The sequence below is a fragment of the Streptomyces sp. NPDC047917 genome, from assembly GCF_043204345.1.
In the GTDB taxonomy this organism is placed as follows: Bacteria; Actinomycetota; Actinomycetes; order Streptomycetales; family Streptomycetaceae; genus Streptomyces; species Streptomyces sanglieri.
This window is the reverse complement of the sequence record NZ_JBIDCA010000014.1, coordinates 45,581-71,070: the sequence shown is the minus strand read 5'-3', so window position 1 is coordinate 71,070 and position 25,490 is coordinate 45,581. Positions and strand designations below refer to the sequence as shown.

5 protein-coding genes are annotated in these 25,490 nt (G+C 71.2%); 1 reads left to right on the top strand and 4 read right to left on the bottom strand.

All coding sequences use genetic code 11. The features are described 5' to 3' along the window. Positions 1 to 60: 60 nt before the first annotated feature. Positions 61 to 846 (bottom strand): SDR family oxidoreductase, encoded by a 786-nt coding sequence (locus ACGF8B_RS31500; RefSeq protein ID WP_392745378.1) that lies wholly within the window; start codon positions 844 to 846, stop codon positions 61 to 63. A gap of 279 nt (positions 847 to 1,125) precedes the next feature. Between ACGF8B_RS31500 and ACGF8B_RS31495 the strand changes: the two genes are divergently transcribed. Further along, positions 1,126 to 2,214 (top strand): NADH:flavin oxidoreductase, encoded by a 1,089-nt coding sequence (locus ACGF8B_RS31495; protein ID WP_392745377.1) that lies wholly within the window; start codon positions 1,126 to 1,128, stop codon positions 2,212 to 2,214. A 90-nt stretch (positions 2,215 to 2,304) separates the two neighbouring features. On the opposite strand, the gene ACGF8B_RS31490 is transcribed toward ACGF8B_RS31495, so the two are convergent. From ACGF8B_RS31490 to asnB, 3 genes are read right to left on the bottom strand one after another with little or no spacing between them, the layout of a single operon-like run. Further along, entirely contained in the window at positions 2,305 to 3,231 is a 927-nt protein-coding gene (locus tag ACGF8B_RS31490) for a LysR family transcriptional regulator (protein ID WP_392745376.1), read from the bottom strand. Next, complete coding sequence (locus ACGF8B_RS31485; RefSeq protein WP_392745375.1) at positions 3,228 to 23,432, bottom strand: SDR family NAD(P)-dependent oxidoreductase; 20,205 nt, start codon at positions 23,430 to 23,432, stop codon at positions 3,228 to 3,230. Before ACGF8B_RS31485 ends, ACGF8B_RS31490 begins: the two co-directional genes overlap by 4 nt. Continuing rightward, positions 23,432 to 25,474: an asparagine synthase (glutamine-hydrolyzing) gene (gene asnB, locus ACGF8B_RS31480; protein WP_392745373.1), complete on the bottom strand. Its 2,043-nt coding sequence runs from the start codon at positions 25,472 to 25,474 to the stop codon at positions 23,432 to 23,434. The genes ACGF8B_RS31485 and asnB overlap by 1 nt, the downstream gene beginning before the upstream one ends. Between the last annotated feature and the right edge of the window lie 16 nt (positions 25,475 to 25,490).

Here is a 25,490-nt window from a genome sequence, read left to right as displayed (position 1 = left end):
TCGGTCCTTTCAGTCCTGGCAGCTGCTTGCCTGCGCGTACGTGGTGACTGGTGAAGGGGTTCAGGACAGGGCCGCGCTGCGCCCGCCGTCGATGACGAGAGTGCTTCCGGTGATCCACGCGGCGCGTTCGGAGACCAGGAAGCCGACCGCCTCCGCGATGTCGTCGGACCGGCCGATGCGCCCGAGGGGGATTTCGTCGGACCAGTCCACGGAATCGTTGCCGAGATAGTCCACGATTTTTTCGCGCGCCTCGTCCGCCCCTGGTGTCATGACGTTCCCGAGCGAGAGGGCGACGACCCGGATTCCTTGCGGTGCCAATTCGGCCGCGAGCCCCTTGTTGTATGTCTCCAGGGCGGACTTGGCGGCCGCGTAATGCAGGATCATCGGGTAGGAAGCAATAGTGGAAATGGACGAGACGTGTACGACGACTCCGCCACCGCTCTCGCGCATGGACGGCACGAGTGAGGAATTGAGGCGGACAGCGGCGAGGAAATTGATGTCCACCGTGTACTGCCAGTCCTTCTCGATGTCCAGGGCACTCTGAAAGGCTCGGCAGCCACCTGCGTTATTGACGATGATGTCCACTCCGCCGAGATTTTCCAGAGCGATGTCCGCGAACTCCCGCACTCCGTCAGGCGTACTGAGGTCTGCTCTGACGAATTTGGCCGCGGACGGAGTCTGCTCGGTGGGGTTGCGGGCAGAGGTCACGACGGTGGCGCCCGCGTCGAGCAATTTCTGCACGATCGCGGCGCCAATACCGCGACTGCCGCCGGTCACCACGGCCCGCTTGCCTTCCAGCTCACCGGCTGACTCTTCTGTCTTTTCGGTAAGGCGAACTCGGCTCACTCCGGGTTCCGCCCCCTTTCCTGCCTCGACAGGCCTGTCCGCGCAATTGATCGACAATGGAGACGATCGCGGTGACACGGAATCACGATGACCACTATCAACGGCCCCTCCGATACGGTCAACCTGATTATTTCGATGCACTGGATCGCATCATTCAATGCAAGCCGGAATTACCTCTGCAAGCTGGACACCCGCTGTCGACGGGGTCGATAATCATGCGCTACCGGTGTGCGGCGGCAGCAATTCCGTGTGAGCAGTGCCGACAAATCTGGAGGAAAAATGGCCACCCTGGACGAGCCGTTCACCCTGGGCGATCTCACGGTCCCCAACCGGATCGTGATGGCCCCGATGACCAGGATGCGGTCCGCCGGCGGCGTGCCGGGCCCGGACGTGGCGGAGTACTACGCCCGCCGGGCGGCCCACCAGGTCGGGCTGATCATCACCGAGGGCACCTACATCAACCGGGCCGCCGCCGCCGCGTACGACGACGTGCCCCGCTTCTACGGCGAGGAGCCGCTCGCCGGTTGGGCGCACGTGGTGCGGCGGGTGCACCAGGCCGGTGGCAGGATCATTCCTCAGCTGTGGCACACCGGGGCCGCGCGCTTCGGGACGGAACCGCCCGCGGAGGGCCCGTCCGGGCTCGGACTGGACGGCGCACCGGCCGGTCGTGCCATGACCTGGCGGGACATCGACGAAACGGTGGAGGCCTTCGCGGAGGCCGCCGCGGCCGCGGAGCGGCTCGGCTTCGACGGTGTGGAGCTGCACGGCGCGCACGGCTACCTGATCGACGACTTCCTGTGGCGCGGCACCAACCGGCGTACCGACCGCTACGGCGGAGACCCGGCCTCCCGCGCCCGTTTCGGCGCCGAGATCGTGCAGGCGATCCGCGCGGCCGTCGGCCCGGGCTTCCCGGTTCTCTTCCGGCTCTCCCAGTGGAAGGTCGATCACTACGAGGCCCGCATCGCGGAGAACCCGGACGAGCTGGCGCGGTTGCTGGCGCCGCTGACCGAGGCCGGTGTCGACGCGTTCCACGCCTCCACCCGCCGCTACTGGCTGCCCGAGTTCGACGGCAGCCCGCTCAATCTGGCCGGCTGGGTGCGCAAGCTCAGCGGCCGGGCCGCGGTGACGGTCGGCTCCGTCGGCCTGGACCAGCAGTACGGTGTGGGCGAGTTCGCCCAGGGCTTCACCGAGCAGGCCGGTCTGACCGGCATCGAGGAGCTGGTGGCCCGCCTGGAGCGCGACGAGTTCGACCTCGTCGCCGTGGGCAGGACGCTGCTGGCCAACCCGGACTGGGCGGCGAAGGCGCTGCGCGGCGAACTGGCCCAGACCGTCCCCTACGACCCGGCCGTCCTCAAGACCCTGGTCTGAGATCGGCACCGCCGCTGCGGGTGCGCGGGGGATCTCCGGCGGTGGGCCGGCAGCCCGGGGGCTGCCGGCCATGCCGTGGATCGTTCCGTGTCACACAATCGCATGCGCTTCGCCGCTGACCGAGACCGCGGAGCCCAGCACGTCCAGGAAGGCTCTGCCGCGGCCGCTGAGGTGCAGATCGGGCATCATGGCCACGCCGAGGGCCGAGGGCGGCACCTGTCCGGCGATCTCGACGGATCGGACCCTCCCGCCGTCCAGAGTCCGCGCATGGGCCGCGCGTTGGTACATCAGGGCGAACCCGGAGCCCGCGGCCACCAGTCCACGCATGGTCTCGACACTCGTCGTCGTGATCACTTTCGGCATGGGCACGCCCGCAGTGGCGAACACCGTCTCGAAATGGCGGAGAACGGCCGGGACGTCCAGGGTGACGAGCGGTCGGGCGGTCAGCTCGTCCAATCCGATCGAGCCGGTCATGCCCATGGGGTCGTCGTCCGCCAGCAGTGCGTGGACGGGCAGCTCGGCCAGGGGGTGGAACCTGGCACCGCTCGCCAGGAAGTCGTACGTCACGGCCAATTCGCACCGGCCGTCCCGCAGCAGCTCCAACAGCCGCTCCGATGCCTCATGAACGTTCAACCGCAGGGCGGTGTACCGCTCTTCGGCCATCCTGTGGACCAGGGGCAGCAGGAAGGGGGTGATCGAGAAGAAGAATCCGACGTCCAGCCGGCCGGCGGTGCGGCCCGCCAGGGCGTCGCCCTGGGCCTTGAGGTTCCTGGCCTGCCCCAGCAACGCGCGTGCCTCGCGGAGCAGGTGGCGGCCGCTCGGGGTCAGGGTGACACCACGGGCGTGATGACGGAGCAGCAACTGCACACCGAGCTGGCGTTCCAGCTTCATCACGGCGGAGGAGACCGTCGACTGCGACGCGCACAGCCGCTCCGCCGCCTCCGATATGTTGCCGAGCTCCGCGGATACGACGAAGTACCGCAACTGCGTCAGGCTGAAGCCCAGGCGATCGCTCATCGCGTGCCCCCGGGGAACCCCTGGCGGGCGGACCGTTCCCGCCCAGGGGCGTGGTGTTCGCGGAGCCATTCGTGGACGGCGAGTGCGGTCGGCTCCGCGTACTCCTCAAGCATGGAGAAGTGGTCTCCCGCCACTTCCGTCCGTACGTGTTCCAGTGGCCAGTCGGCGCGCGCGTCGTCGCCGAGCAGGTCGAGCAGGGGCTTGTCCTCCGCGGCGCTCACCAGGAGGGTCGGGGTGGTCACCGGCAGCGGGCGCCAGCCTTCGAGCAACTGCGCGTACCACGCCATCGCCGTGAGCTGGTCGTCGACGACGGGAAGTTGGGGGAACCGGTCCATCAGCCGTCGGGTGAGCACCGACATTCCCCGGACCATGGCGGTTCCGGCCGACCGGAGCGTGTCGAGCAGCACCAGGGCGGCGGGCGGAGCACCGGCCTTCTCCAGCCGTCGTACCAGCTCGTGGGCCACCCACCCGCCGGAGGAGTAGGCGGCGAGTGCGAACGGCCGGCCCTCGAACCGTCGGATCAGCGTTTCCGCCAGCCGGTCCGCAGCCGCTTCCAGGTCTTCCGGAAGCGGCTCGCCGGTGCCGTATCCGGGGAGGGAGACCGTCCGCACCTGGCGGCGTCCGCGGAGCGCGGCCGCGAACTTCACGTACTGGTGGGCCCCGGTGGGGGCGATGAGGGAGGGCAGGCAGACCAGGGCGGGTTCCTGGTCACCGTCCGACAGCCGCAGAGTCTCCGGCTCCGGGCCGGCCGCGGTCGCGGAGGTCGGCCGGAGCCGGGCGGCGATCGACAGCAGGTCAGCGGCCTGCTGCGGGGTGCCGGTCCGTACCGCCGTACGGAAGAGCGCGGCAACAGGCTGTGCCGGTGCCGTGGCGGGAGGCGTGGACGGCTCCGGCGGCCGGGCCCCGGTGCCGGGGGCGGGTGCCGCCGTCGGCGCGGGGCTCAGCCTGGCCAGCAGGGCGTCCACGCGGGGGCCGCCGGCCGTCATGAAGTGGTCGGTGAGTTCCTCGACGGACTCGGCGTCGAAGAGCAGGGTGGACGGAACCTCTCCGAGGTCCTCGCGCAGCGCGGTGGTGAGCTGGAGGACGAGGATGGAGTCCATCCCGTAGTCGCTGAGCGGGGCGGAGAGCGCGATCTTGTCCGGCGGAATGCCGAGGGTCCGCGCGGCCCGGTCCCTGAGGTATCCGGCCATGGTGCCGACCCGGCTCTCCGTGCCGGCGCCGGACGCGGCGGCTGTCCCGTCGGCCGGGGGCCGTGCCGGGGCGGGGCGGGGTTCCGGGGGGACGGTGACCTGCGGCGGGGGCTCCGGGAGCGCTCGCGGAGCAGGGGTCTCCCGCCGCGCCGGCCGGGCCACTGCCGGCCGGGCCACTGTCTGCCGGGCGATGCCGTCGCTCTCGGCGGCGATGATCTGCTGCCCGAGCTCAAGTGCCTCGGGCAGCACGGAGACGACGGCGGAGAAGCCCTCGCTCACCAGCACCTCCCGCCAGTTCGCGGGCGACAGCGCGGGTGAGCCGGGTACGCGCAGCGCGTGGTCCTCGAAGAGCCACCAGCCCTCCAGCAGCCCGAACGTGAGATGGCTGGAGACGTCGAACGCCGCCAGTTCGTTCATCAGGAGCCATCCCCCGTCGCGCAGTGCCGCCTTCGCGTTGCGGATGGTGTTCCGGGTGTCGCGCGTCGCGTGCAGTACGTTCGCGGCGATGACCAGGTCGTGGCTTCCGCTCTCCACTCCCTGCCCGGCGAGCGGCTGTTCCGCGTCGAAGCGGGCATAGGAGAGATACGGAACGTCCGGTCCGTACTCGGTCCTGGCGTGGTTCAGGAACGCCTTCGAGAGATCGGTGTACGCGTAGGTCTCGATGTGGTCCTGGAACGGGCGCAGTGCGGCGAACATCCCGGTGCTCGTGCCGCCCGTGCCGGCGCCGATCTCCAGGATGCGCAGGCGGGCGGCCGGGTCCAGGCGCAGCCGCTCCGCGACGACGGCGGCCGCGGTGTCCGCCATGGCGCGGTTGTACATGTCGGCCACCCGGTTGTTGCGGTACGTGCCTTCGACGAGTGCGACGGAACCGCGCGGGAACAGGATGTCGGTGGGCCTGGTCCTGCCGGTGAGGATGTCCGGCAGCGCACCGAGTGCGGCATCGAGCAGGGCGAGCTCTGCCGCCTTGTCCGGATCCGCCGACCACTCCACGCGGCGTCGGTCCCACTCACGGCCGAGGACGTCCAGCGGCGGGGCCGACGGCGGCACGATACGGAGCGCGTGGTCGAGCCAGGTGTCGTACCGCTCCAGGATTCCGGCCCGCCCGCGCAGCGCGGCGATGTCGCCGCGCGTCGGCGGAGTACCGGGGTCGTGCAGGCCGCCGAGCGCTTCCAGGTGTCCGCGGACCATGCGCGCGAGAAGCGGATCGCGTTCGTTCCTGCGCCATTCGGCGATCGCGCGCACCGCCTCCCATGCGGACGGCGCCCCGGTCGCCGCCACGACGGCGGCGGGCGTGACGCGGGACCGCGCCCTCGGGTGGACCGTGAGCCGGGTCGCCGGGTCGATCCCCGCGATGGTGTCGGGCTTTCGCAACTTGATGAAGCTCAGCTGACGCTGCGGCCCGCGCAGCAGCGTGTCGAGTGCCTCCATCGCCTCGGGCGGCTCGATCGAGAGGAGGCCCCAGCGGCCCATGCGTTCCCGGTGGAGTTCGGTCGAGGCGCTGCCGATGCTCCCCCACCACCCCCAGTTCATCACCTTCACCGGGTACTCCCGGTGCCGGGCGAGGAATTGGGCGTAGGCGTCGCTGAAGGTGCATCCGGCCGCGTAGTTGCTCTGGCCCGCGGCGGTCGTGAAGGACTGGACGGACGAGAAGAAGAGGACGAAGTCCAGTGGCTCGTCCGCGAAGACCTCTGCCATGGCCACGCTGACATCGGCCTTAGCGGTGAGGCCGGCGCGCAGCGTCGCTTCGTCCATGCGCGCCAGGCTCTGGTCCCTCAGGTCCAGCGCCGCCTGGATGACACCGTGGATCCGCGGGTGGTGCCGCCTGATCTCCTCGTGGGCGGTGCGCAGCGACGCGGGGTCGGAAGCGTCGGCGGAGAGGTAGCGCACGCTGCCGCGCCCGGTGCAGGTGCCGAGCTTCGCCTCGATCGACGCGTCCTGCGGGCGCCGCCCGATCCAGATCACATGGGCGCCGTGGCGCTGGACGACGTGCCGGGTCCATACGGTGCCGAGCCCGCCCGCGCCTCCGATCACGACATAGACGCCGCCTTCCCGGTAGGCGTCCCGGCGCTGGGTGCCGGGCTCGACCGGCACCCAGCGCCGGACCAGCCACTGGCCGGCGCGGCGCACCAGGGTGTCGTTCTCCGCTCGGTCCGGGAGTGCCGGCAGGTCCCGGTCCGGGGCGGCGGTGTCGAGGTCCGTGCGGCGGACCGACCAGTTCGTGTACTCCTGCCCGAGCGAGCCGAAGAGGCCGTGCAGCCCGGCGTGGGCAGGTGTCGTCGACTCGGTGTCGTATGTGGCGAGGGCGCCGCGCGTCACCAGTGTCACGGCGAGCGGACGTGCGTCGTGTCCCGTGCGGACGAGGGCCTTGATCATGCGGAAGGCCGCGATGACGCCGTCCTCCTGGGCCGCGGTGAAGCCGGCGGTGTCGTCCGGCTGCGGCGCCCCCCGGTCCTCCGGCGCCCCGCCGGGCGCGAGCCAGACGAGGTGGCCGACCGGCGCCAGGTCCCGGAGCCGGGACGCGATCTCGTCCGTCGATGCGCTCGGGGCGAGGTCCCACATGGTGGCCCCCGGGTACTGGCGGGCGAGCCCGGACCGCTGCGCGGTGGTCCCTCCGACCACGAGGACGTGTTCCGCGGGCGGCAGTGCGCGGGTGCCGGGGGTGGGTCCCGGCACGGGTTCCCAGACCGGGGCGAACAGCGAGGGGGCCGGTTCCTTCAACCGGCGCGAGGTGTATCCGGTCATCCGGACGCAGACCTCCCCGTCGCCGTCGACGAGGTCCACGTCGAGCCGGCTCAGCGCGGTCGCCGTCCGGGTGCCGTCCGCGACACGGACGACCGCCCACATCGAGGCCGTGCAGGGTGCGAAGAGTTCGAGCCTGTCGAGCGCGAACGGCACCACGGTCTCCTCGGCGGCCCCGCCGTCGGCGAGTTGCAGCGCGATCGAGGACTGGACGGCCGAGTCCAGCAGCGCCGGGGGCAGTACGTACGCGGTGTCGGCGGGGTCCGTCCCGGCCGGCAGGCCGAGCCGTGCCAGGACGGTTCCGGAACCGACATGTGTCTCGCGGACGGCGCGGAGGGACGGCCCGTGGACGATGCCCATCGCCGCGAGCGCCGTACGGACGTCTTCCGCGGATACGGCGCTCCCGCACACCGCTCGGAGCGACGCGAGGTCGACGCGGTCGGGGCGGTCCGTGCCGGAGAGGGCCACGCGCCCGGTGGAGAACACGGCCGGACCGGCGTCCCCGGTGGCGTTCGAGGCGATCTCGAAGGTGAGCTCTCCGCCCTCCGCCGGCCTCACCAGGACATCGACGCCCAGTGGCTCGCCGTCGAGGGCGAGCGGCCGTACCCAGGTCATGTCGCGTATCAGCAGGGGTGTTGTCGCCGCTGTGCCCCAGGCACGCGCCGCCGCCTCCCGCGCCATTTCGAGGTGGGCGGCGCCCGGGAGGACGCGCTGCCCGCGCACCGTGTGGTCGCGCAGGACGGCTTCGCCGCCGTGGAAGAGCGTCGAGGCCCGGAGCGCGCCGGGGAGGTCCGCCACCGTCGACGACCGGTGGATCAGCGGATGGTCCGGGAGGGTCCGGCCGGGGGTGGTGACAGATGGAGGTGACAGGGGCGGTGTTCCGGCCCAGTGGCTCTCTCCGGCGAACGGATAGGTCGGCAGCGGGACCCGGAGATGGGCCCCCGCCGCGAACGCTGCCCCGTAGTCGAGGTCGACGCCCTGTGCGAAGTACCCGGCGAGGGCGGTGAGGTCCGCGCGGTACGAAACGGTATCCGTTTCGGAACCCGTCGGGTCCGCGCAGCGGCGGAGGCACTCCTCGCCGTGGCTCTGCTCCGCGCCGGCACCCGCACTCGCGGCGCCCTTGCGCGCCGGCACCGCTCGGCCGGTGAACGCCCTTGCTCCGTCGAGCCCTTCGCCGAGGATCCGCAGCAGCTCGGTGCGGTCCGCCGCCACGCAGGCGAACCGGTGGGTGAACCGGTCCCGGCCGACGGCGAGCGTGTGGGCGAGGTCGCCCAGGTCGGGAAGGTCCTCGCGACGGCAGTGCTCCGCGAGCCGGTCCAGTTGCTGAACCAGCTGTTCACGTGAGTGCGCGGAGAGGACCACAAGATACGCGGGACGTGGCGTGCGGGCGCGGGTCCGGGCGGCGGGAGGTGCTTCCTCGATGACGAGATGCGCGTTGGTGCCGCTCGCGCCGAAGGAGCTGACCGCGCCGCGGCGCGGTCCGCCGCCGGCCGGGGGCTCCCAGCGGTGGCTGCGTGTACTCACGTAGAAGGGGCTGCCTTCGAGACCGAGGGCGGGGTTCGGCTTCTCGAAGTGGAGTGAGGCCGGGATCTGCCGGTGCCTCATCGAGAGGAGGATCTTGAACACCCCCGCGACGCCTGCGGCGAACTGGGTGTGCCCGAGGTTCGTCTTGACCGAACCCAGGGCGCAGTAGCCGGACTTCTCCGTGCCGGCCCGGAACGCGCGGCTGAGCGCCGAGAATTCGATGGGGTCGCCGAGCGGGGTGCCGGTGCCGTGCGCCTCCACGAGCCCGATGGACTCGACGTCGATGCCGAAGGACTCGTAGGTGTCGCGCAGCAGACGCTCCTGCGAGACGGAGCTGGGTGCCGTGATGCCGTTGGTCGCGCCGTCGTGGTTGCTGCCGGTGGCGCGGACCACGCCGTGGATGTGGTCCCCGTCGGCGATGGCGTCGTCGAGCCGCTTGAGCACCAGGACGCCGACGCCCTCGCCCGGTACGAAGCCGTCGGCGCGGTGGTCGAAGGTGTGGCAGCGGCCGGTCGCGGAGAGCATTCCGGCGCTGTCGGCCAACTCGTAGAGGCGTGGTGTCGACTGGACGAAGACGCCGCCCGCCAGCGCCATCTCCGTCTCGCCCGACCAGAGTCCCCGGCATGCCAGGTCGATCGCGACGAGCGAGCTGGAGCACGAGGTGTCGACCGCCAGCGCGGGGCCCTTCAGATCGAGGAAGTAGGAGACGCGGGCCGGGATGAGCGACGCCATGTTGCCCCAGAACGCCTGGGCGGGCGCGTCGTCCCCGACGACCTCCTGGTAGTCGCCCTTGTAGCAGCCCACGTACACGCCGCAGCGGGTCTCACGCAGGTGCCGGCCGGCGTACCCCGCGTCCTCCAGTGCCTTCCACGCCTCTTCGAGGAACAGCCGCTGCTGGGGATCCATCGCAGCTGCCTCGACGCCCGAGATGCCGAAGAACAGCGGGTCGAACCGGTCGATCCCGTGGAGGAATCCCCCCTGTGCGCAGCGCGCGGAGCCGTCGGGGCCGGTGTCCGCGAGATTCCAGCGGGTCGCCTCCGTGATGAGATCGTCGCCGTTCGCGAGGTGCGTCCAGAGGTCGTCCAGGCTGTCGGATCCGGGGAACCTGCCGCTCATCCCGACGATGGCGATCGGCGCGTCGGCGGCGGGGCGTCCGGCGGGGTGGGAGCCGGGCGTGGTCCGTGGACGCGCTTCACCGGTGACGGCCGGCGGCGGGGCGGCGGGGCCGAGGTCGGCGTACTCCGCGAGCAGATGCGCGGCGAGCCGGTCGGCGGAGCTGTGGTCGAAGACGACGCCGGTCGACAGGTCGAGCCGGAGGGCCTCGTTCAGCAGGTGGACGAGACGGACCGCGAGGATGGAGTCGAGTCCGTGGTCGGCGAACGCGAGCCCGCCGTCGACCTCGTCCGGCGGCATGGCCAGCACCTGTGCGATCGTCGCGCGTACGGTGCCGGCGACCCATTCCTCACGTGTGACATCGGGTGCGGCGTCCGACGCCTGGTCGGGTGTCAGGTGCCGCCCGGCCCTCTCCGGCCGCGGTGCGGTTTCTTCGGGCCGCGGCCCGGGCTTCCCCGGCTGCGGTGCGGCGGCCGCAGTGGCGTCGGGCGCCGCCTCCCGGACCGGTGCCAGGTCCCCGACCCAGTACCGGTCCGGTGCGAACGGGTACGTCGGCAGGGATACCCGGCGGGGCGACGCGGTCCCGTGCAGCCGCCGCCAGTCCAGCTCCACTCCGCCGACCCAGAGCGCGGCCAGCTTGTCGTGCTTGCCCTTGCGGGCCCACCGTTCGACCAGGAGTTCCCGCAGGTCGTCGTCGGCCGAGATCTCGGCGACGGTGCCCTGCGCCTGTGCGGCGCTGCCCCGGTGGAGGCCGGGGGGCTGCGCCCCGTCCCCGTTCTCCGCGTACCCGCGCAGTACCCGCAGGAGCTCGGGCAGTGAGGCGGCGGTCACCGCCAGGCGTTCCTTCATCGCCTCACGCCCGACCTGCAGGGTGAAGGCGAGATCCGCCAGGCCGACCGCCGTCCGCTCGCTCTCCCCGCGTTCGAGGAACGCCACCAGGCGCGCGACGGAGTGCCGCAGCCGCTCCGGTGTCCGCGCCGAGAGGACGACGAGTTGCTCGCCCTCGCCGGAGGCGGGCCGGTCCGGGGCGGGGTCCGGCACGTACTCCTCAAGGATCACGTGGGCGTTCGAGCCGCCTGCCCCGAAGGAGGAGACCGCCGCGATCCGTGGTGTCGGCGACTCCCACGGTGCGAGTGTCCGCTGGACGAAGAACGGCGTTTCCTCGAACCTGATGCCCGGGTTCAGCTCCTGCGCGTGCAGGCTCGGTACGAGCGTGCGGTGCCGGAGCTGGAGTACGGCCTTGGTGACCCCCGCGATCCCCGCGGCGGCCTCCAGATGCCCGATCATGGACTTCACGGAGCCGATCGCGCAGAACTGCTTCTCGTCCGTGGACTCCTCGAAGGCGAGCGAGAGGCCCTTCACCTCGATCGGGTCGCCCAGCTCCGTGCCGGTGCCGTGCGCCTCGACGTAGCTCACCGCCCGCGCCGGAACCCCGGCCCGGGTCAGCGCGTCGCGGATCAGTTCCGCCTGGGCGGTCGGGCTCGGCACCGTATAGCCGCGGGACCTCCCGCCGTGGTTGATGCTCGTCCCGCGCACCACCGCGAGGACCTGGTCACCGTCGGCGAGAGCGCGCGCGAGGGGTTTCAGCAGCACCGCGCCCACACCCTCGCCGGGCACGAACCCGTCACCGCCGCTGCCGAAGCTCCGCACCCGGGCCTGCGAGGACAGCATGGTGGAACGGCACAGCTCTACGTAGTCGGACGCGTGCAGATACAGGTTCACCCCGCCGGCGATGGCCAGCTCGCAGGAGCCCCGCCGCAGGTGCTCGCAGGCCTCGTGGATCGCCGTGAGCGAGGAGGAGCACATCGTGTCGATCGTCAGGCTCGGGCCCCGGAGGTCCAGGACGTACGAGGTACGGGCGCTGAGCGAGGCGAAGGAGAGAGCGGGCACGACCGTTTCACCGGACGGCAGCCGGGCGGCACCGTGCCGTGCGTGGCCGGACTTGGTCACACCGGCGAAGACACCCACGCGCCGCCGATGGCGTCGGGCCAGTTCCTCACGGGTGTAGCCCGCGTCCTCGATCACTTCCCAGGAGGCCTGGAGGAAGAGGCGCTCCTGCGGGTCCATGGCGTAGGCGTCACGCGGTGCGATCCGGAAGAAGTGCGGATCGAACGCGTCGAAGTCGCGCAGGAATCCGCCCCACTTGCTGTAGCTGCGCCCGGTGGCGACGGCTGTGTCGCGATCCGGCTCGTAGAAGCCTTCCAGCGGCCATCGGCCGGGGGGAATCTCCGTGATGCAGTCGCGTCCCGCAGTGAGGTTCGCCCAGAACTCGTCGGTGTTCCCGGCCTGCGGATAGCGCCCGCTCATCCCGATGACCGCGATGGCGCCGTCCGGCGCGGGCGGGCCGGGAGCGGTGGCTGTCGCGGGTGTGTGCCGCGCTGCCGGCACCCGGATCGGGCCGGACGGGCCGTCGGTCCGCGCGCCGGGGGCCGCCGGGGCGCGCGCCCCGGCGAGCTCGCCGGCGATGGCGCGCAGGGTGGGGAATTCGTAGAAGAGCGTCGTCGGAACCTCGCCGTACTTCGAGGACAGCTCCCTGTTGAGCTGTACGACCATGACCGAGTCGAGGCCCAGGTCGTCGAGCGGCCGGTCGGCGTCCACGTCGGGGAGGGGGAGCTTGGTGACCCGGGCGAAGAGCTCCACGACCGACCGGAGCGTCTCGCGGTCCGGCCGAACGGCAGCCGTCTGCGGTGCGGGAGCGGCGGCGGGCGCGGCGACAGGCGCGGGCTCGACCGGCTCGCCGTGGTGCACCCAGATCTGGTCCTCGCCGGCCCGGCCCAACCGCCAGGCGCTCAGGAGGGCTTCGAGTCCGGCGTCCGACTCCATCGGCACGAGACCGCGGCTGCGCCGGAGGTACGCGCGGGTCGCGTCGTCGACCGCCATTCCGCCGTCCTTCCAAAGCGGCCAGGCGATCGCGACCGTACGCCCCGACCGTTCGCCGGCCGCGACACGCGCGTTGCGGTGGGCGGCGTACTCGCCGAGCCGGCCGTTGGCCGCGGCGTAGTCGCACTGGCCGGGATTTCCGGTGACCGCCGTGCCGGACGAGAAGACGAGGAAGGACTCGATGGGCAGGTGCGCCGTGGCCCGGTCCAGGTGCGCCACTCCGTCGGCCTTCGGGGCGAGGACCTCGTCCCACTGCTCCGTCGTCTTGTTCGTGAGGTACGCGTCGTGGATCACGCCCGCGGCGTGCACGATTCCGTGGATCGCTCCCGCCTCCTCGCCGACGCGCGCGACGAGGTGGCGGACCTCCTCCCAGCGGGAGACGTCCGCGACGGCGTACTGGGCCACCGCGCCGGCTTCCCGCAGTTCGACGAGCAGTTGACCGATTCGGGCGTCCGGTGCGGAGCGTCCGACGAGGACGAGCGTCGGGCGTACGGCGTCCCGTGCGATCCGGTGGGCGACGACGGCGCCGACGCCACCGGCGCCTCCGGTGATCAGGTAGACGCCTCCCGAGCGCCAGGGCGTGGCCGTGCCCTCGGCCGCCGAGGGCACCCAGCTCCGCACCCGGCGTTCCGTGCCCCGGTGCAGCACGAGTGTGTCGTCCGTGTGCCCGGCGTTCTCCAGGACGATCGCCGCGATGCCGTCCGCGTCGCGCTCGCCGTCGAGAGCGAGGATCTGCCCGGCGATGTGCGGGTTTTCGAGCGCCGTCGTGCGCAGAAATCCCGCGAGCGCGGGCCCCACCGCCTCGTCGCCGTCCGCCGGTGACAGGACCTGTACAAGAGTGGCGCCGTGGTGCGCCTGCCCGGCGAGCCCCCGGACGATCTCGAAGACCTGGCGCGAGAGGTCGGTGAAGCGGGTCTCCGGGCGCTGTTTGGCGGTCGTGACGGCGTGGCAGCGCACACCCGGCAGACGGCGCTCCACGCTGTCCCGCAGGGCCGCCCACGCTCCGCAGAGGATCACGACATGCTGTGTGTACGCGGTTCCGTCGGTCAGGTCCCGCGACGCGGGCTTCGGCGTCCAGCGGGGTACGAACAGCGTCGTGCCGGCCGAAGGGCGTCGTCCGGCGACGCTGTCGGCCTTCCCGGCGCCGTCGGGGAGCCAGTACCTGTCGCGTGCGAACGGGTACGTGGGCAGGTGCACGCGTCCGGGCAGGGCCCGGCCGGCGGCCTCGTGCAACCGTCGCCAGTCGACCTCCTCCCCGGCGCTCCAGCGCGCGACCGCGTCGGCGAGGCCGTCCTGCGCGGGCCGGCCACCGTGCTGCGCCCCGTTCACCCGTGCGCTCTCCCGCCCACCGATGAACTCCCTCAATTCGTGGGCGAGTTCCCGGTGGGAGGAGACGACCCAGCCGATCCGTTCGGCCATGGCTTCGCGCCCGGTCTGGAGCGTCCACGCGATCGAACGGAGCGGAGCGGGACCGGTCGTGCCCTCCAGGTGGGCGAGCAGGTTCCGCGCCCGCTCACGGAGCTGGTGCTCCGTACGGGCGGACAGGGGTACGGCGACCCGGCTCCCGGGGCCGTCCGTGTCCTGCGCCGGACTCGTGTCCGCCGTCCGCCCGGTGTACTCCTCGATGACCGTGTGGCAGTTGGCGCCGCCGAATCCGAAGCTGCTGACCCCTGCCCGTCGTGGGGCGGGGCCGCCGTCACGGTCGCGGGGCCGCTGCCACGGTTCATTGGCACGCACGATGCGGAACGGGCTGCCGTCGAGCTGGATGTAGGGGTTGATCCGGTCGCAGTGCAGGCTCCGCGGAAGGGTGCCGTGTTCCATCGCGAGGACCACCTTGAGCAGCCCGGCGATGCCCGCGGCGGCTTCCAGATGACCGATGTTGGTCTTCACGGAGCCGAGCCCGCAGGTCGCGGTGGTGTCGACGCCCAGCTGCCGGAACGCGGCCTGGAGCGCACGCACCTCGACGGGGTCGCCCAGGGCCGTGCCGGTGCCGTGGGCCTCCACGTAGCCGATCGTGCGGGGGTCGATGCCTTCCATCGCCCGGACCACGAGGTCCGCCTGCGCGGTGCCGTTGGGCGCCGTGAGGGAGTTGGCCCGCCCGCCGTGGTTCTCCGCGGTCCCGACGATCACGGCGAGGATCGCGTCCCCGTCGCGCTCCGCGTCGGCGAGGGGTTTGAGCAGGACGGCGCCGACGCCCTCGCCACGTACGTAGCCGTTCGCCCCGCTCGCGAAGGTCTTGCACCGTCCGTCCGGGCTCAGCATGCCGGCCCGCCCGGCGCTGACGAAGGTGTCGACGCCGAGCAGGAGGTTCACCCCGCCCGCTATCGCGGCGTCGCAGGCCCCGGAGCGGATGGCCTCGACGGCTCTGTGGACGGCGACGAGCGAGCTGGAGCAGGCCGTGTCGACGGGCTGACTCGGGCCGTGGATGTCGAGGACGTACGAGATGCGGTTGGCGAGCATGGAGTGGGCGTTGCCCGTGGAGGTGAAGGCGTCCGGCGGGGTGCCGTGGGCCGCGAGCAGAGTCGCGTAGTCGGTCCCGGAGACACCGAGGAACAGTCCGGTGTTCGCCGGCAGGCCGGCGGGCGCGTAGCCACTGTGCTCCACCGCGTTCCAGACCGTCTCCAGCGCCAGCCGGTGCTGGGGGTCCATCAGCTCGGCCTCCCGCGGCAGGACGCGGAAGAAGGCGGCGTCGAACGCGTCCACGTCGTCGAGGACGGCCGCGTGGTGCGGAAACTCCGCCGCCTGTGCGATCCGCGCGTAGTGCGCGTCGTACCGGTCGAGGGGGAAGGCCGTGACGCTGTCGGTCCCCGCGGCCAGGTTCGCCCAGTAGGCGTCCAGATCGGGTGAGCCGGGGAACCGGCACGCGGCTCCGATGACGGCCACCGGAAGGGGTGAGTCCGCCGGTGCCGGGCGCTGGGGGACGGCCGGCCCGGCATCGGGGGCCCGGGTGGTCTCTCCAGCCGCTCCGGTCGTGGCTCCGGCCGTTCCGGTCGTCTCGCCACCGGACCGGTTTCCGGGGCTCGTGGCGGGCTCCCCGGCGGGGTCCGGTGGGAGTGAGCGCTGGTACGCCGCGCGCAGCGGGCCTTCATGCTCCGTGAACAGGTGCCTGCCCAGTGAGTCGAACGTATTGCGGTCGAAGAAGACCGCTGGGGTCAGATCGATGCCGAAGCGCTCGTGCACCTGTTGCGACAGGGTGATGAGCGAGATCGAGTCGAAGCCGAAGGCGTCGAAGCCGGTACGGGCGTCGAGTCCACCCGCGTCGAACTTGAGAATGCCGCCCGCCATCTCCCGCAGCTCGTCCACCGCGAAGGAGACGACGTCGTCCCCGTCCTGCCGTGGCGTCTCCCGCTCCGCGGCCTCGGCTCCGTCCAGCGCTCGTTCGCTCACGTCCCGGTCCCTTCGCGGTCCCTCGTCGTCGCCGCACCACAGGTCGCCGAGCACGCCGACCACTTGGCCGTTCTGGTCCAGCAGGCCGACGGACCCGCCGAGTCCCTCTCCGGCGGCGGCCACGTCGAAGACGACGTACGCGACCGGGACGCCTGCGCCGCTCCCGTCGGTGAGGAGCCGGATCTCGTCGACCCGGTGGGGCGCGGTCCGGGCCCCGTGCGGTGAGCCCTGCCGCTTCGCCTCGGCCTGGAGGCCCTGCGCGATGGCGGCAAGGACATGCGGAGCGAGGGTGACACCCGGCTTCACATGGTCCCGCTGGAGTTCGGGGGTGCCGACCCTGAGCACCAGTCGCCCGTCCGGCAGACGGAACGCGCTCTCCGTGCCGCTGAGTTCCGGCGCGTATCCGATTCCGCCGTCCGCGAGTTCCGCGAGGAATTCCGCCGGGGACCTCGGCTTCGCCCGGTCGGGCGCGAGCACAGCGGCGGCGATTCCCGCGAAGCGCTCCGCGAGGGGGTGACCGGAGAGCGGCGTACGGTCCTCCTCACCCGCCGGCACGTCGAACGCCGCTACGGGCGTCCGGGCCCCCGCCTCGTCCTGTGTGAACACCAGTCCGGAGGGCTGCTTCCCTTCGCCGAGGTCGAAGACCGTCACCAGGCGGGCGGCAGTCGCCCAGTCGACCGGGCCCAGGAGGCGCAGCCTGCGCACGACCGACCCGTCGGACAATCCGGAGACCCTGGTCGCGGCGATCGCCAGGTCGATGGCGAAGGTCGGGACCACGCCGCGCTTCCTGTCCTGCCGCTCCCCCGTGGTGCACCCGTAGTCGAGGAGATCGTCCAGGTGCACATCGAGCACGTACCGCAGCCCGTCGGCGTCCGACTCGTTCCTGCCGAGGAACGGATGGAGCTTGTCGCGCAGGGCGAGCGGCGCGATCACGGACGGCGCGCCCTCCTCCGGGGTGACCCAGCAGCGCACGCGCTCGAAGGGGTACGCGGGGAGCGAGACCCGTCGGAGCGCGCGTGTTCCTTCGCCGGCGTCGCGCCAGTCGACGCTCCTGCCGCCGGCCCAGGTGGTGGCGAGCCGCCGCAGCCCCTCGGTCCGGGGTCCGCCGCCCGCGAGCGCCGCACCGAGGTCCCGGTCTCCCGCCAGATAGCGGTCGACGGCGGCGACGGCTTCCCCGGTGGTTCTCGCGAGGAACGCCCAGCGGTGCGGGAGTTCGTTCTTGCCGACGCGGAGCGTGAACGCGATCGCCGCGAGGTCCGGCTCCGTGCCCTCGGCCAGGTAGGCGCGGAATCGGGTGAGGTATTCCTCCAGGGCCGATTCGTTCATCGCGGAGAACACGAGGAGTTCCCCGGGCCCGTCCTGTGCGCCGTGCGGATCGCGGTCGGGCCGCGGGTACTCCTCAAGGATGATGTGCGAGTTCATCCCTCCCGCACCGATCGAGGTGATCCCCGCCCGTCGGGGGTGTGTGATCCTGCGCCCCTCCACGGTTGTCACCGCGGGTTCCCACGCGGCGAGTTCCCGCTGCAGACGGAACGGGGTACGGGAGAAGTCGATGTCCGGATTGGTCACCGAACTGTGCAGCGAGGGTGCCAGCTCCCCCTTCTGGAACTGGAGGACGACCTTGGCGATGCCGATCATTCCGGCGGCGTGCAGCAGATGTCCCATGTTCGACTTGACGGAGCCGATCGCGCAGAACCCGGTGTCCTTCGTGTACTTCCCAAAGGCCGTGGTCAGCGCCTTCACTTCGATCGGGTCGCCCAGTGACGTCCCGGAGCCGTGCGCTTCCACGTAGCTGATGGTCCGTGGATCGACTCCCGCGTCGTCGATCGCCTTCTCGATCGCCCGCGCCTGCATACGGGGGCTGGGAACGGTGAACCCGTTGCGCACCCCCGCGTTGGCGAGGGCCGTTCCCTTGATGACGGCGTACACGTGGTCGCCGTCGCGCTCGGCCTCGGCCAGCGGCTTGAGAACGAGGGCGCCGACGCCCTCCCCGAGGATGGTCCCGTCCGCGCCCAGGCCGAAGCTCCGGATGACATCGGAGGTCGCCGTCGTGAAGTGCTCCTGCGACGAGCTGATGAGGTTGTACGGGTGCAGCAGCAGGTTCACCCCGCCCGCGACCGCCATCCGGCATTCACCGGCCCGGAGCATCTGCACGGCCTGGTGCACACAGGTCGAGGACCCGGAGCACATCGTGTCCACGAACATCGAGGGGCCGGTGAATCCGTAGAAGTACGAGAGCATGTTGGGCAGCGTCGCCGTGTAGCTGCCGCTGGCCGGGGAACCGCGCGTCAGACTGTTCTGGAATCCGTACAGGCCGTAGTGGTTGCTCATGGAACCGGCCAGTACGCCGACGTCTCCGTCGTACTGCCGCTGGATCGTCTCGCGCGAATAGCCGGCGTCTTCGAGCGCCTCGACACCCGTCTGGAGGAACAGGCGCACCTCGGGCGACATGTTCTCCGCGTCGCGCTTGGAGATACGGAAGTAGCGGGGATCGAACATCTCGATGTCGCGGAGGAAGGTCCCGGTCCGGATGGAGCTCTTGCCGAGTACGCTCCGGTCGCGGCTGTAGACCGCGTCGTGGTCCCAGCGTTCGCGCGGCACTTCGCGGAACTCGTGGCGGCCTTCGCCGAGCACGGACCAGAGGTCGCCGAGGGTGTCGGCGCCGGGGTAGGTCCCGGAGATGCCGATGATCGCGATGTCGTGGCGGTCGTCGCGCGGTCCGGGGGCGCCGGGGATGCCGCCGGTGTCGGCGGCGGGGGTGTCGGCGGCGGTCGGTGCGGGTGCGGCGGGGGGCGGCGCCTCGTCCGTCCCGGCCACGGGGGCCGCGGGTGCGGACGCCGGCGTCGGCGTCGGCGTCCGCGCCCGCGTCGGGTCTTCGGCGCTGATGACCGCGCGCAACTTGTCGCGGTGTTCCGCGACGAGGTGGCCTGCGACGCCCTCGATGGTCGTGTACTCGAAGAAGATCGTCTTGGACAGCGGGCCGAAGAACACTTCGAGCGACGCGGTCGTCTCCAGGATGGCGAGCGAGTCGATCCCGTAGTCGACGAGGTTGGCCGTCGCGTCGATCGTCAGGGGATCGCGGTGCAGCACCCCTCCCACGATGCGGCGCAGCAGGGCCGTCGTACGCTCCGTCAGGTCTTCCTCCGCGACAGCGGCCGGGGGCTCCACGGGTGTGGTGTCCACTGGTGTGGCGTCCACGGGGACGGAGCGGGACGCTGCCCGAGGCGGGGCGGTGGCCGTGAGCGTCGCTTCGGCGCCGTACGCCACCACGGTGTGGACGGGCGCATCGCGCAGCACGGCGCCGAGAACCCGGATGCCGTCCTCGGTCGGGAGGGGCTCCCAGCCCCGGTCCCGGCGCGTCGACTCCCGGGTCACGGGGTCCATGGACATCCCGCCGTCGGCCCACAACGGCCAGCTGACGGCCGACGTCGTCCCGCTGCGCTCGCCGATCTCCGCCAGTGCCCGGCGGTGGTGGGCGAAGGCGTCCAGGAAGGCGTTGGCCGCCGCGTAGTCCGACTGCCCGGAGCTGCCGAACACTCCCGCCACGGAGGAGAAGGCGACGAAGAAGTCGAGCGCGAGGCCACGCGTGGCGGCGTCGAGGTTGAGCACGCCGTCGACCTTCGGCGCCAGCACCGCCCGGACGTCCGAGACGTCCTTGGTGAAGAGGTAGGCGTCCCGGAGGACGCCCGCCGCGTGGACGATGCCGTCGATCGCTCCGTGCTCGCGTGTGATGGTGCGTACCGCACGGTCCACATCGTCCTTCGAGCCCACGTCGACGGGGAGGTAGTGGGCCTCGACCCCCGCTTCCCGCAGTCCGCGCAGGGCCGTCCCGCTCGCGGCTCCGGGCGCCGACCGGCCGCTCAGGACGACGACGACACCCGCACACCGCCCGAAGTACCGTGCGACATGCAGTCCCAGACCGCCGAGACCGCCCGTGATCCAGTAGACCCCGCCCTCCTTCAGCGGCGGGATCTCCGCTCCTTCACCGAGGCGCAATTCCGCGGGACGTGCCGCGTGACGGGTGCCGTCGGCCGCGTAGCGGATCTCGCAGTCGGCCGACCGGTCCGCCGCCTCCGCGCGGAGGATGTCCGCGATCCGCTCCGGCGGCGCGGTGTCGAGTTCAGCGACGCGTACGACACGGCCCGTGACACGCGGGTTCTCCATGACGACGGTCCTGAACAGGCCGGTCAGCGGCGCGTGGTGGTGCCGCGGCGGCCGATCGTCCACCAGGACGACGAACCGGTGTGCTCCCCCGGGCTTCGACCTGACCAGCTCCGCGGCGTGCCGGAGGACCAGGTCCACCACGGCCCCGACACCATCGGCGACCCGGCCGGGCCCGACATCGGGAAGGCCGGCGAGGGTGAAGCCGGTCGTGTCCGCCACGACGGCGGTGTGGGCGGCGGCTCGTCCGCCCAGGTAGCCGTGCACGGACGGGAGGGGTGTCGCCCGGTCCTCCGGTACGTCGAGGGGCGCGGGCACCCAGGGAACGGCGGCGGTGACGACGTCCGCGCCGGTTCCGCGTCCGGGCTTCGCCGCGTGCGTCCGCTGGACCAGCCCGCGCAGAGTGACCAGCACCACGCCCTCGGGGTCGCAGAGATCGATGTCGAACACATCGAGCGTGCTGTGTCCTTCGCGGCGCCGGACCCACGCCCATGTCTCCGGCACACAGGCGCCGTGGACCGTGAGTTCCTCGAACGCGAACGGCATTGCCGGGCTGTCGGCCGGCTCTCGCGAAGTCTCCGCCAGGAGCACGAGGGAGGACTGGAGTGCCGCGTCGAGCACGCTCGGAGGCAGGACGTATCCGGCGTCCGCCGCCTCGGCGGCCGCGGGCTGCCCGATCCGCGCGACCAGTTCCCGCGTTCCCAGCCGGAGCTCCTTGAGTCCGCGCATCGCCGGTCCGTACTCCAGGCCCCGGTCGTGGAACGCCGCGTACACGTCCGCCGGGCTGCGCTCCCCGGGACAGGCCGCCAGCAGCGCGCCCAGATCGACGCGATCCGGCTGCTGCGGCCCGCCGGCCTCGACGACGCCCGAGCTGTGGACCGCGGCCGGGTCGGTGCCGGTGGCGACCTCGAAGGCGAGGGCGGCACCGTCCCGCGGGGTGAGCCGGACACTGACCTCGACCGGCGCGTCCTGTACGACGAGCGGGCGCGGCCATACGACATCGCGGAGCCGGACGACCGTCGGCTCCGCCGCGTCGGGCCCCGCCGCGTGAACGGCCGCGGCCCGGACCATCTCGATGTGGGCGGCCGCCGGGAAGACACGGGCACCGCCCACCACGTGCGAGGCGAGGAACGGCTCCGCTCCGGTGAACGTCGAGCTGTAGCGGTGACCTGTGGGGCCGGAGGTGCCGGCGTGGACGAGCGGGTGCGCGGCGGCAGCGGCGTGCGCTGCCGGTGGCGTCGCTCCTGCCCCGGCGCCCGTGCGCGCAATACCGGCCTCTTCGTACGAGGTCCCCGCCTCCTTGTGCGGAGTCCCGGACTCCTCGTACGAGGTCCCCGCCTCCTTGTGCGGAGCCTCGGACTCCTCGTACGAGGTCCCGGCCTCCTTGTGCGGAACGCTGAACCAGTGCCGCTCGCGGGCGAAGGGATACCCGGGCAGCCGCACCCGTCGTGGGCGTGGCCCGGGTGCGTCGTGTCCGGACCGGTCCGCCCGGTCCACCGGCCCGCCCCGCACCCAGTCGGTCCCCGCCGCCCTCAGCTCGGCGACTTCCTCTTCCGTGCCTCGCACCGTCCCGCCCAGGTGGAGTTCGCCCGCCGCGCGGGCTCCTTCGGCGAACTCCCTCAGCAGCAGTTCCAGTTGGTCACGGTCCTCGACAACGAACACGACCCGGGCGGGCATGGGGTCGCGGCCGACCCGCAGGGTGTGGGCGATGTCGGCGAGTGCCTGCGCCGGGTGCTCGCGCAGATGAGTAAGCAGGTTGACCGCGACCGCGCGCAGCCGGTCCGGCGTCTTCGCGGAGAGCGGCAGGAGCTCCGGCCCCCGGAGGGAGGTGTCCCGCGCTCCCACATCCGCTTCATCGGCGAGGTGTTCCTCAAGCACGACGTGCGCGTTCGTGCCTCCGAATCCGAACGAGCTCACCCCGGCCCGCCGTGGCCGGATCGTTCCGTCGCTCTCCGGGGCCGCCACGGCCCAGGGCCGGGTGTGGCGGACGACATGGAACGGGCTGTCATCGAGCTTGATGAGCCTGTTCTGATTCCGGAAGTTGACGTTCGCGGGCAGCACCCGCAGTGCCAGCGAGCTGATCACCTTGGCGATCCCGGCGACCCCGGCGGCGCCTTCCAGATGTCCGATATTGGTTTTGACAGAGCCGATTCCGCAGCTCGCGGGCCGGGCGACGGTGCCCTGGGCCGCGTGCAGGTTCCGGAAGGCTTCCTTCAGAGCCATGATCTCGATCGGATCGCCGACGGGCGTTCCGGGGCCGTGCGCTTCGATATAGCCAATGGTTTCCGGCCGGATTCCGGCGCGGGTGTAGAGCCCCTCGATCAGATTCGCCTGTGCCGTCGGGTTGGTGACCGTGAGGGAGTTGGTGCGGCCGCCGTGGTTCGTGGCGACGCCCTTGATGACCGCGTGGACGGGATCGCCGTCCGCGACGGCCCGCGCGAGGGGCTTCAGGAGGAGCACCGCCCCGCCTTCACCGCGGACATAGCCGTCGGCGCTCTGGTCGAAGGCGCTGGCACGACCGGTGCGGGACAACATGCTCGCCTGGCTGAACGCGACGAAGTGCTTCGGCGACCAGATCAGATTGACCCCGCCGGCCAGGGCGACCCCGCACTCGCCGTTGCACAGCGCGCGTACCGCTTCGTACACCGACACCAGCGAGCTCGAACATGCCGTGTCGTTGGTGATGCTCGGGCCCTGGAAATCGAAATAGTAGGAGATCCGGTTCGCAATGATCGAGTAGGCCGTCCCGGTGGGGAAATAGACGTCCGTCCTTGCCCCTTCGCGTTCCATCATTTCCGCGTAGTCCGCATGACAGACGCCCATGAAGACGCCCGTCTCCGTACCGGCGAGGGCACTCGCCGCATAGCCTGCGTCCTCGATCGCCCGCCAGGCGAGTTCGAGAGCCATGCGCTGCTGGGGATCCATGCTCTCGGCCTCGCGCGGCGAAATATTGAAGAACTCGGCATCGAAGCAGTCCACCTGCTCGATGAAGCCGCCCCAGACGCTGTTCGTCTTCTGGGCCCCGAGCCTGGGGTCACCGAAATACCGTTCCTTCGACCAGCGTTCCGGCGGTACCTCCGAGATGAGTGAACGGCCCGCGACGAGATGGCCGCCGAGCTCTTCCAGTGTTTCCGCTCCGGGGAACCGCAGGGCGAGCCCGATGATCGCGACATCGTCCGTCGCGGACGCCGGTTCGAACGTACTCATCAGATTCCTCCCGCAGAGGGGATGTCTCGACCGGCCGGCGTCGATCCCCGCGAATTCCGCTGGTCAATGACGGTGTTCACCTTGAAGTCGGCCTGTGCCGTTGATTCCCCGGGTATTTCCTGTCCGAGCACGAACTGCTGGTTGAGGACCGCGGTCGAGAGCAGGTAGACGAAAGCCTGGTCCTCCTTCGTACTGATCTCTTCCGTGGGCGTGGCCATGATCTTCTTGACGAGCTTCCGGGCGAACACCGGGTCGATGCCGCCGATCTTCTCCAGCTCCGTCGCCGAGAGGAGAAGTTCCAGGTAGTCCGGTTGCTGCTGCTTGAAGACGGCCGCTCCTGGCGCGCGGTAGGGCTGCTTCCGCCGAGTGAGACTCGATTCCGGCAGCTCACCCCGGAACGCCTTCTTGAGGATGGCCTTCTCGTCGAGACCGTCGTCGAAGCGAAGATTGACCGAGGCCGCCGCGCGGACGACCGCGGGATCCAGGAACGGGCACCGGTTCTCGACACCGTGGGCGAGGCTCATGCGCTCACCCTGGGTGGAGAGGAGATAGCCGGGCAGCAGCGTCTTGAATTCGAGCCACTGTGCCTTTCGGACCGGGCTCAGCCCGGCATATCCGGGTGTCGCATCCGTCAGGGCCATGAGATCCGCGAACGGTTCGTCATGTCGTTCCAGCAGGCGCGCGGCGAAACGACCGTTCTGGTACCGGAGTTCGTGGGAGAAGAGGCCGGGCAGCCGTTCGACGGTGAACTGCTCGAAGAGGCCCTTCATCCGCGCCCGGTTCGCGGGGCCGAAATGGCTCAGTTCCGGGTGGAGGCTGCCGAGCCTGGCCATGCGCTCGTCGTCCGACAGTTCGTTCCACGAAGCGCGCAGCAACGTCTCGCGGAAGAGCGAATAGCCGAGGAACGCCTCATCCGCGCCCTCACCGCTGAGGATCACTTTGATTCCGGCGTCCCGCACGTGGCGGGACAGGAGAAACATGGGGACGAACGCGGCGCGGAACGCCGGTACTTCCGCGTGGTACACGGCGGACCGGAAGTTCGCCGCGATGTCCGCGCCGGACACGGCAATGGACGAGTGGCGGGTGCCGAGGTGCGAGGCGACGACCCGCTGGCTGCTCGACTCGTCGAAGACTGCGTCGTCGAACTCCACGGAGAAAGTGCGGACCTCGTGCGAGGAGAGCTCGGTCGTCAGCCTGGTGACGATGGAGGAGTCGAGACCGCCGCTCAGATAGACACCGACCTCGACGTCGCTCCTCAGCCGCATCTCGACACTCTCACGGAGGGCATCGCGGACCAATGCGGCAGCTTCCCGTTCGGAACCAGTGAACGGCGGCACGTCGAGTTCGAGCTCCGCGTAGTCACCTGGAACCGCCCGCCCGTCGCGGACGGTCAGGTAACACCCCATCGGGAGCTGGCGGATGTGCTTGAAGGGGGTCCGGTCGGGCAACGGCGTCCATACCGCGAAGGTGGAGGCGAGTTCGTGGGGGTCCAGCTCGAAACGGAACCCCGGGAACGCACGGAATGCCTTCATCTCGGAGGCGAAGAGGAATTCTCCGCTCCCGGCCCCCAGGGCGTCGCACCCCTCGCGATCTACGTAGAAGAGCGGCCTCTTGCCGTATCTGTCCCGTGCCAGGAACAGGTCTCCCGACCTCACGTCCCGGATCGCGGCCGCGAACGCGCCGTTGAATCGGGGCAGGCACGCGGGCCCCCATTGGGCCCATGCCCGCAGAAATACTTCCGTGTCCGAACGAGTACGGAACCGGTGGCCGAGCCCTCGCAGTTCCTCACGCAGTTCGATGTGGTTGTACAACTCGCCGTTGAAGCAGATCCAGTAGCGATCCGTCGGGTCGGCCATCGGCTGGGCACCCGTGGCCAGGTCGACTATCGACAGTCGTGCCGTGCCCATGGCGATGCCGTCGTCCAGGTAGTAGCCCGCCTCGTCCGGCCCGCGGTGACGGATGAGCGACAGCATCGAGGTCATCACCTCCGGCGTCCCTCCGTCGTGGAGCGAGGGCGCGACGAAGCCTGCGATTCCGCACATGCGGGGTCTCCTTCTC

Bases quoted from the DNA above. Each gene is read 5' to 3' on its own strand.
- ACGF8B_RS31495 (WP_392745377.1), top strand. From the start codon at position 1,126: ATGGCCACCCTGGACGAGCCGTTCACCCTGGGCGATCTCACGGTCCCC.
- ACGF8B_RS31490 (WP_392745376.1), bottom strand. From the start codon at position 3,231: ATGAGCGATCGCCTGGGCTTCAGCCTGACGCAGTTGCGGTACTTCGTC.
- ACGF8B_RS31485 (WP_392745375.1), bottom strand. From the start codon at position 23,432: ATGAGTACGTTCGAACCGGCGTCCGCGACGGACGATGTCGCGATCATC.
- asnB (WP_392745373.1), bottom strand. From the start codon at position 25,474: ATGTGCGGAATCGCAGGCTTCGTCGCGCCCTCGCTCCACGACGGAGGG.